The sequence below is a fragment of the Sphingomonas sp. LH128 genome (assembly GCF_000293195.2).
In the GTDB taxonomy this organism is placed as follows: Bacteria; Pseudomonadota; Alphaproteobacteria; order Sphingomonadales; family Sphingomonadaceae; genus Novosphingobium; species Novosphingobium resinovorum_A.
In genome coordinates, this window is sequence record NZ_ALVC01000184.1 from 1 (window position 1) to 8,002 (window position 8,002).

Here is an 8,002-nt window from a genome sequence, read left to right on the forward strand (position 1 = left end):
ATGCGGCGGCAGCGGCGGGTGACATGGGCAACTTTGCGGAAGAGCAGGGCGGGGTATACTGATCCCCGCCGGGGCCGGACTGCCGTAGTGCCGCCGGCCGAACAGGAGGGGAAGTCTATGAAGAGAATGGCGGGTATGCGCAGCCTCGCAGGCTGCGGTGTCATGGCCCTGATGCTGGCAACGGCGCCGGTGGCGTCCGGAGAGGCGGTTCCGGCGGCGCAGGAAACGAGCGCCGCGCCCGATGTCCGCCCGGACGTCGCGGCCTATCTCAAGGCGTTCTACGCCAAGCCCAACCCGCCTTTCACGCGCGAACTGCTGATTCAGATCCACAAGCTGCCGCCCGCCGCGCTGGCGGCGATGGCGCAGCAGGACCTGCCGATCGGGAACGTGACGACGAAGGACGTGACGATGCCCGGACCCGGCGGCGCGATGGCGCTGCGCCTGTTCGATCCGCGCCCCGAGCGCGGCCCCGGCCCCGTCGTGGTGTTCTATCACGGCGGCGGCTACGTGCTCGGCAGCATCGATACTCACGCCGGCCTTGCGGCGGAGATCGCGCGGCAACTGGACCTGCCGGTGGTGTCGGTCGAGTACCGCCTCGCGCCCGAGAACCCCTGGCCCGCCGCGCCTGACGACGGCGAGGCGGCGGCGCGCTGGGTGGCGGCCAACGGCAAGGCCTTCGGGCGCGCGTTTACCGGCCTTATCCTCAGCGGCGACAGCGCGGGCGGCAATCTTACGCTCGTCACTGCCGCGGCGCTGCGTGACAAGCCTGCGGCCGTGCCGGTGGTGATGCAGATCCCGATCTATCCGGCGACCGATTTCGGCAAGCTCTATCCCTCTTCGAAACTGTTCGCCGAGGGGTACATGCTCGACGCGAAGAGCATGGCGAGCTTTACCGAGCACTATGCGGCCGATCCCAAGAGTCCGCGCACCTCGCCGATCCTCGGTGATCTGGCGGGCCTGCCGCCGACGGTGCTGGTGACGGCGGGGCTCGATCCTCTGCGCGACCAGGGGCGTGCCTATGCCGCCAAACTGGTCGAGGCCGGGGTGCCGACCGCCTATTTCGAGGGCAAGGGTCTGATCCACGGCTTCGCGACGTTCCGCAAGGCGATCCCTTCGGCCCAGACCGACACGGCGGCGTTCCTCCATGTCGCCCGGGCGATGCTTGACGAGGCCGCGCCTCCAAAGAAATGACACGATCGTGTCAACATGACACCCCGTTTCCATGGAAACGGGAGTATCTGAGTCGCGTCATCCGCTGGTAGGACTGGTCGATGAGACCATCCGCCTGAACGGCCGCCTGCGCAGCGTCTTCGGCGAGGCGCGGGCGGGATGCGCGCTCAACGACAGCGAACACATGGTGCTCACCGCGGTGGTGGAGGCGCAAGACGCCCCCACCGTCGCGCAGATCGGCCGCTCGATGGGCCATGCGCGCCAGCTGGTGCAGCGCGCCGCCAATGCCCTGCGCGATGCCGGGCTGGTCGAGACGTTCGAAAATCCCGCACACAAGCGCGCCATGCTGCTGCGTCCGACCGCGAAGGGCGCTGCGCTCAAGCGTCAGATCGACGCGCGCGCCGATGCACTGGCCGCGCGGCTGATGCTCGATTCCGAGGAAGTCGCGGCCGCGACGGCCGCGCTGCGCGCGGTGCGCAGGCAGATAGAGGCGCATTTCCGCGCTCGCTGAGGAGAGGATGATGGACGCCGATCTCGACCGGCTGGCCCCAGTCGGGCCGCTGACCGAATGGCTGGACGCCTTCGTGCCCGAACTGGGCACGGGGCCGCTGCGCACCGCGGTACTCTCGGGGGGCACGTCGAACGTGGTGCTGACGATCGACCGGGGCGAGAAGCCGATGGTCATGCGCCGTCCACCCGCCGTGCCGCCGCCGGGAGCGGAGAAGGGTGTGCTGCGCGAGGCACGCATACTGACGGCACTCAAAGGCACTCAGGTGCCCCATCCGGTGTGTTACGGGTCCTGTTCCGACGACAGCGTGGTCGGCGCGCCGTTCTACGTCATGGAGAAAGTCGAGGGCTGGGCACCGAACTTGCGCGGCGAGAAGATTCACAACGAGCCGCCCTTCGATACGATGCCTTGCGAATACGGCATCCCCTTCGCCATCGTCGACGGGCTGATCGCGCTCGCCAACGTCGATCACGAGGCGATCGGGCTGGGGGACTACGGCAAGCCGGGCCGGTTCCTGGAACGGCAGGTCGATCGCTGGGCGGGCCAGCTGGCGTCCTACAAGGAGCGCTACGGCTACGAGGGCCGCATGCTCGAAGGCTATGCTGAAACCGAGGACTGGCTGCGGCACGCGCGGATGCCGGAGGAAGTGCGCGGGATCATCCACGGCGACGTCGGCACCCCCAACATGATGTTCCGCCACGGCCCTCCGGCGCGCCTTGCCGCGATGATCGACTGGGAGCTGTCCACCATCGGCGATCCGATGATCGACATGGGCTGGTTCACCGGCGGCATGCGCGACGAGGACGATCCGGACCGGGAGTTCCCGACCGCACTGAACAACCCGGCCAACTTCCCGACGAAGCAGGAACTGGCGCGCTATTACTGCGCGGGGACCGGGCGTGACATTCGCGACTTCGAATGGTTCTCGGTGCTCTCGAAATTCAAGTCCGGGTGCCTGCTCGAATACAAGGTGGCGCAGGCGGAGGCGGGGATATTGCCGAAGGAGACGGGGCGCTTCTTCGCGCGCATCGTCGAGCAGTGCTTCCGCGATACCGCCGCGCAAGTGGCGAGAATGCAGTAAATTCCTCCCCCGCCGGGGGAGGAATGGGAGAGAACGATGATCGATTTTTCGACGGACCCGGAATTCCAGGCCAGGCTCGACTGGATGGACCGTTTCGTGCGCGACGAGTGCGAGACGATGGATCTGCTGTTTCCCGAACAGGGCGCTCAGTTCGATCCCTCCTACGCGGCCGCCCGGCGGCACCTGAAGCCGCTGCAGGAGCAGGTGAAGGCGCAGGGGCTCTGGGCCTGCCATCTCGGCCCGCATCTTGGCGGTCCCGGCTACGGACAAGTCAAGCTGGCGCTGATGAACGAGATCATCGGCCGCTCCACCTGGGCGCCGACGGTGTTCGGCACAGCCGCGCCCGATACCGGCAATGCCGAAATCCTCGCCCTGTTCGGCACGGCGGAGCAGAAGCAGAAGTACCTCGGCCCGTTGATGGCCGGCGAGATCGTCTCGTGCTTCTCGATGACCGAGCCGCAGGGCGGTGCCGACCCCGACGTCTTCACATGCCGCGCCGTGCAGGAGGGCGACGAATGGGTGATCGAGGGCGAGAAGTGGTTCTCCTCCAACGCCCGGTTCGCCAGCTTCCTGCTGGTCATCGCCGTCACCGATCCGGACGCCCCGCTGACCGAGCGGATGAGCATGTTCGTCGTTCCCGCCGACACGCCGGGGATCGAGATCCTGCGTAACGTCGCCATCGCCGGGGACTTCGATCCCGAGAACGGGCATCACGCGCACATCCGCTACAACCGGGTCCGGGTGCCGCTCGATCATATGCTCGGGGGACGGGGCGAGGGGTTCAAGGTGGCGCAGGCGCGGCTGGGCGGGGGGCGCATCCACCATGCCATGCGCACGGTGGGCATGTGCAACCGCGCGCTCGATATGATGCTGGAACGCGCCGTCTCGCGCCGGACCAAGGGCGCGATGCTCGGCGATCACCAACTGGTGCAGGCCAAGATCGCCGATTCGGTGATCGAACTGGAGCAGTTCCGCCTGCTGGTGCTCAAGACCGCATGGCTGATCGACGAGATCGAGGCGGGCCGCCTGAAGCACGGCGCGGCGCGCAAGCACATCGGCATGTGCAAGGTGGCGATGGCCTCGGTCTATGCGAACGTCGTCGGGCGGGCGCTGGAGGTGCATGGGTCGCTGGGCATCTCGCTCGATATGCCGCTGGCCAAATGGTACGGCGGTAACATGGCGCTGGCCTTCGCCGATGGGCCGACCGACGCGCACCGCTCGCAACTGGCGCGCGCCTATCTCAAGCGGGTGCGGCCGGCGGAAGGGATGTTTCCGACCGAGCATATCCCGACGCGCACCGCGAAGGCGCTGGAGCGCTACCCGAACGCGAGAGATGCCTGAGATGGACCCGCTGTTCGACTTCACCGGCAAGGTCGCGCTCGTCACCGGCGGGTCGCGCGGGCTGGGCTACCAGATGGTCCGCGCTTTCGCCGAGCGCGGCGCCGACGTCATCGTCGCCAGCCGCAAACTGGAAGCCTGCGAGGCGGTCCGCGAGGAAATGCGCGGTCTTGGCCGCAAGGCGATGGCGATCAGCGCTCACGTCGGCCGCTGGGACGAATGCGAGCGGCTGGTCGAGGAGGCCTACGCCGCTTTCGGGGCTGTGGATATCCTTGTGAACAATGCGGGGATGAGTCCGCGCATGCCCAGCCACGAAGTCAGCGAGAAGTTGTTCGATTCCGTCCTCAACCTCAATTTCAAGGGGCCGTTCCGCCTTTCGACACTGGTGGGCAAGCGCATGTTCGACCGCGCCGAGGCAGGAGGGCCGGGCGGTTGCATCATCAACGTGACCTCCTCGGGCTCGATGATGCCGCTACCGCAGGTGGTGACATACGGCTCGTCCAAGGCCGCGCTCAATGCGATGAGCCGCTCGCTGGCGTGGGAATATGCGCCGCACGTGCGGGTCAACACGCTCTCGCCGGGCGCATTCCGCACCGATATTGTCGAGGCATGGCCCGACAAGGGGCAGGGGCCGATCCCGATCCCGCGCGGGCATGCGGCGAACCCGGAGGAGATCGTCACCGCCGCGCTGTTCCTGGCCAGCCCTGCCTCGGTCAACGTGACGGGCTCGATCGTGCGCTGCGACGGGGGGCAGCATTGAGCCTGCGCGCGGTCATCGGCCGCGCCTTCGGGCCGCCGGAGAGCTATGTCCTCGAAGCGTTCGATCCCGGCGCTTCCGGCGAGGGTCAGGTGCGCGTCGGCATCAAGGCCGCTGGTGTGTCCTATGTCGATGTGCTCACCGCGATGGGGCATTACCAGTTCAAGCCGCCACTGCCCTTCATCCCCGGAAGCGAGGCGGCGGGCGTGGTCGAGGCGGTGGGGCCGGGCGTGACGCACCTCGCCCCCGGCGACCGCGTGTTCTGCGGCGGGCTCGGCGGGTTGTTCGCCGAGGCCAACCTGTTCAAGGCAGCGAACATGGTCAAAGTGCCCGAAGCGATGAGCTTCGAGCAGGCCGCCGTCTTCGCGGTGAACTACCAGACCGCCTACTACGCGCTGGCCGATCGCGGGCGCGCGAAGCCGGGCGAGACGCTTCTGGTGCTCGGTGCGGCGGGCGGGACCGGATACGCGGCGATCCAGGTCGGCAGGCATCTTGGCCTGCACGTCATCGCCTCGGCATCCAGTCCGGAGAAGCAGGCGGCGGCACTGGCGGGCGGGGCGCATGCGGTCGTCACCACCGGCGCCGAAGACTGGCGCGAGCAGGTCATCGCGGCGAACGACGGCAAGCCCGTCGACATCGTCTTCGATCCCGTGGGCGGCGAGGCGAGCGAGCCCGCATTCCGCAACCTGGGATATGACGGCCGTCACCTCGTCATCGGTTTCACCGCCGGGATCGCGGCACTGCGCACCAACCTGCCGCTGCTGAAGTCCGCCAGCCTCATCGGCGTGCAGATGCGTGACCATGCTCTGCGGCGCCCGGCCGAAGCCGAGGCGATGCGGCGAAAGGTGATAGAACTGGCGGGCGAGGGCGCGTTCTCTCCCGCGATTGCCGAGAGGTATCCGCTGAAGGACTACGCCGCCGCCATGAACGCGGCATTTTCAGGCAAGGCTGCGGGCCGCGTGGTGCTGGTGATGGAGTGAAACCCGCGCCGCCAGGCTCTCTCCGAACAAACGCCCTGGCGATCGTTCGGAGCGCAAGGCGGTGGGCGCGATCTCGATCATTCGCCAGCGTTCGGCGGCGAACCTGTTCTTCCGCCGTTCGCGCCAGCATATTCGCGAGGACGAGACCGACCTGTCTATCCTGTGGTTCGTGAAGCGCGGAGAGCTTGCCGTCTCCAATCAGTGCGGCGGTGAGGTGGCGCGGGCCGGGGACTTCATCATCACCCGCTCGATGTCGCCGTTCTTCATGGAATGCCGCACCGGCGGCGACGGAATGCACGAAGTCCTCCACGTCACCGTGCCCACGCACATCCTTCGCGGGTTCGTGCGGCAGGACTTCAGCACCGGCCTGTTCATGGCGATGGAGCGGGCCGAACTCGCCCTTGCCGAGACGCTGCTGAGCGAAGTCTTCGCCGACTATCCCGCGCAGTATTCGGCGGCGAGCAGCCTGCTCCAGTAAGATCGCTCCGGCGAAAGCGCGGGGGAGCGATGCTTTCGGACGCCGGATAGTGCCTGCTTGCGTCGTCGCCGGGGCTGATTGATCCTCGATGACGAGGAAATCGGAAAAAAAGGACTGCCCATGAAGATGAAGCTCGTCGCGCTCACCCGCCCACAGCCCGGTCGCGAGGCCGAGTATCACGAATGGTACGATACCAGACACCTGCCGGAACTGGTCAACACGTTCGGCATGGCGGGTGCCCAGCGCTACAAGCTCGCGGCGCGGCTGATGGGCGAGGACCCCAACGAATTCCTTGCGATCTATGACGTGGAAGCCGACGACCCGATGGCCTTTCTTGCCGCCATCGGCGCGGCCTCGAAGTCGGGCGAACTGACGCAGAGCGACGCGCAGGACTTCGGCACCTGCTACACTGCGCTGTTCACCGAGCACGGCGATCGGGTGGTGCCCGGGTAATCGCTGGCATAGCGGCACGCTACGTCATAAAGGGTCTCCCGGGGCATGTTTTTCGGGGGAAGTTATGCACTTGCGCGGGTGGCTGGCCATTGCGGGCCTGACGATGTCAAGCAATCTGGCGGCCCAAGCTGTATTGCCAGACGGGCCGTCGATAGACCGTATCGCGCAAGTCGAAACTTATACCGCGCCTCTGCAGCCGGGCATGTTCGCGGACGAAAAGCACGTACTGCCGTTACTCTTCATGCTGCGATTTCCGGTATTTCCGGACACCCCGGCAACATTGCCCATGCTGATCGAGCATGGCGATGCGCAGGCCCTGACCGAAGGGACGGCCGTTCCGGGCCTCTATCACAGGGTCTTCGCCGACCGTGTCGAACTGGACTGGCTGGCGTCTGTGGACCGCAAGGCGCAATCGGCTTCGCCGTGCCGCCTGACGGTACGCCCTGATCGGCTGGAGCGCGGCGCGGGGATCGTTCCCTCGCAATTGATCCGCTACGTGCCGGGTCCGGACTGCGCCTTTGCGAAGGGCAAGCTGCCCTTGGCCCTGGTGCGGCCATACCCGGGCAGGGAGCGGGTGCTGCCGCCCGCGAAAGTCCATGTGACGCGCGCGTTTTCCGGCTGGAAGGTGTCGGTTGTCTCCGCTGCCAGGGGCGCACCGCCCGTCAATGCCTTCGTCGAGAAGGCCTGGGGCGGGGACGATGCGCCGCTGGCGCTCAATGTCGATGCCAGGGACATCGATAATGCGACCGGCCTGCGCGGCGCCTACTGGGAGTTCGGGGTGCCTTACGATCCGCGCGTCGGGGCGGTGCTTCGTTTCACCCGGCCGGACATGATCAAGCTCTATCAGGATGACGCCTATCGCCTCGCAGCCTGCCGCTTCACCGCCGCGATGCCCCCGCCGGACTGCCGCAGTTGCCCGAAGCATTCGCATGGTGCGCGAAACAGGTGCTTGCCACAGGAAAGACCGTGCCCGATTTCCCGCGACCAGCGCCGCCTCCACCGCCGATGCCGCCAAGACCGGCACCTGCGCCCGCGAAGTGAACGCCGTCAGCGGCCCACGAACTTCGGGGCGCGTTTTTCCTTGAGGGCCTGAATCCCCTCCAGATGATCCATGCTGCGGACCGAGACGCTTTCGTAGGCGATGCCGGCGTCCATCAGCGCCGTCGCCAGCCGCTTGAGTTCGAGATTGGTGAGGATCTTGGTCGCCCGGATCGCCACCGTCGCGCTTGCCAGCAGC

9 protein-coding genes and 1 pseudogene are annotated in these 8,002 nt (G+C 67.0%); 9 read left to right on the top strand and 1 reads right to left on the bottom strand.

All coding sequences use genetic code 11. The features are described 5' to 3' along the window. The first annotated feature begins 126 nt into the window (after positions 1-126). The 9 genes from LH128_RS15420 to LH128_RS15460 all read left to right on the top strand — a co-directional run bounded on the left by LH128_RS15420 (position 127) and on the right by LH128_RS15460 (position 7,858). Complete coding sequence (locus tag LH128_RS15420; protein ID WP_008830583.1) at positions 127-1,191, top strand: alpha/beta hydrolase; 1,065 nt, start codon at positions 127-129, stop codon at positions 1,189-1,191. A 31-nt stretch (positions 1,192-1,222) separates the two neighbouring features. Further along, positions 1,223-1,681 carry a MarR family winged helix-turn-helix transcriptional regulator gene (locus LH128_RS15425; RefSeq protein WP_008830584.1) on the top strand — a complete coding sequence of 153 codons (459 nt, stop codon included), beginning with the start codon at positions 1,223-1,225 and terminating at the stop codon, positions 1,679-1,681. A gap of 7 nt (positions 1,682-1,688) precedes the next feature. After that, a complete protein-coding gene (locus LH128_RS15430) occupies positions 1,689-2,759 on the top strand; it encodes a phosphotransferase family protein (RefSeq protein ID WP_327195176.1) in 1,071 nt (356 codons plus the stop codon). A 36-nt stretch (positions 2,760-2,795) separates the two neighbouring features. After that, complete coding sequence (locus LH128_RS15435; protein ID WP_008830586.1) at positions 2,796-4,100, top strand: acyl-CoA dehydrogenase family protein; 1,305 nt, start codon at positions 2,796-2,798, stop codon at positions 4,098-4,100. Then, positions 4,093-4,857 (top strand): SDR family NAD(P)-dependent oxidoreductase, encoded by a 765-nt coding sequence (locus LH128_RS15440; RefSeq protein WP_231958173.1) that lies wholly within the window; start codon positions 4,093-4,095, stop codon positions 4,855-4,857. The genes LH128_RS15435 and LH128_RS15440 overlap by 8 nt, the downstream gene beginning before the upstream one ends. Next, positions 4,854-5,834 (top strand): NADPH:quinone oxidoreductase family protein, encoded by a 981-nt coding sequence (locus LH128_RS15445; RefSeq protein WP_008830588.1) that lies wholly within the window; start codon positions 4,854-4,856, stop codon positions 5,832-5,834. The genes LH128_RS15440 and LH128_RS15445 overlap by 4 nt, the downstream gene beginning before the upstream one ends. Before the next feature lie 61 nt (positions 5,835-5,895). Further along, entirely contained in the window at positions 5,896-6,312 is a 417-nt protein-coding gene (locus tag LH128_RS15450) for a hypothetical protein (protein ID WP_008830589.1), read from the top strand. A gap of 120 nt (positions 6,313-6,432) precedes the next feature. Next, on the top strand, positions 6,433-6,765 hold the full coding sequence (locus LH128_RS15455; RefSeq protein WP_008830590.1) for a hypothetical protein: 333 nt from the start codon (positions 6,433-6,435) through the stop codon (positions 6,763-6,765). A 133-nt stretch (positions 6,766-6,898) separates the two neighbouring features. Then, positions 6,899-7,858, top strand: coding sequence for a hypothetical protein (locus LH128_RS15460; RefSeq protein WP_327195177.1), 960 nt, complete (start codon positions 6,899-6,901; stop codon positions 7,856-7,858). On the opposite strand, the pseudogene LH128_RS15465 reads toward LH128_RS15460, so the two are convergent. Further along, positions 7,813-8,002 (bottom strand): annotated as a pseudogene (locus LH128_RS15465) (enoyl-CoA hydratase/isomerase family protein); the annotation flags it as partial. The gene LH128_RS15460 and the pseudogene LH128_RS15465 overlap by 46 nt on opposite strands.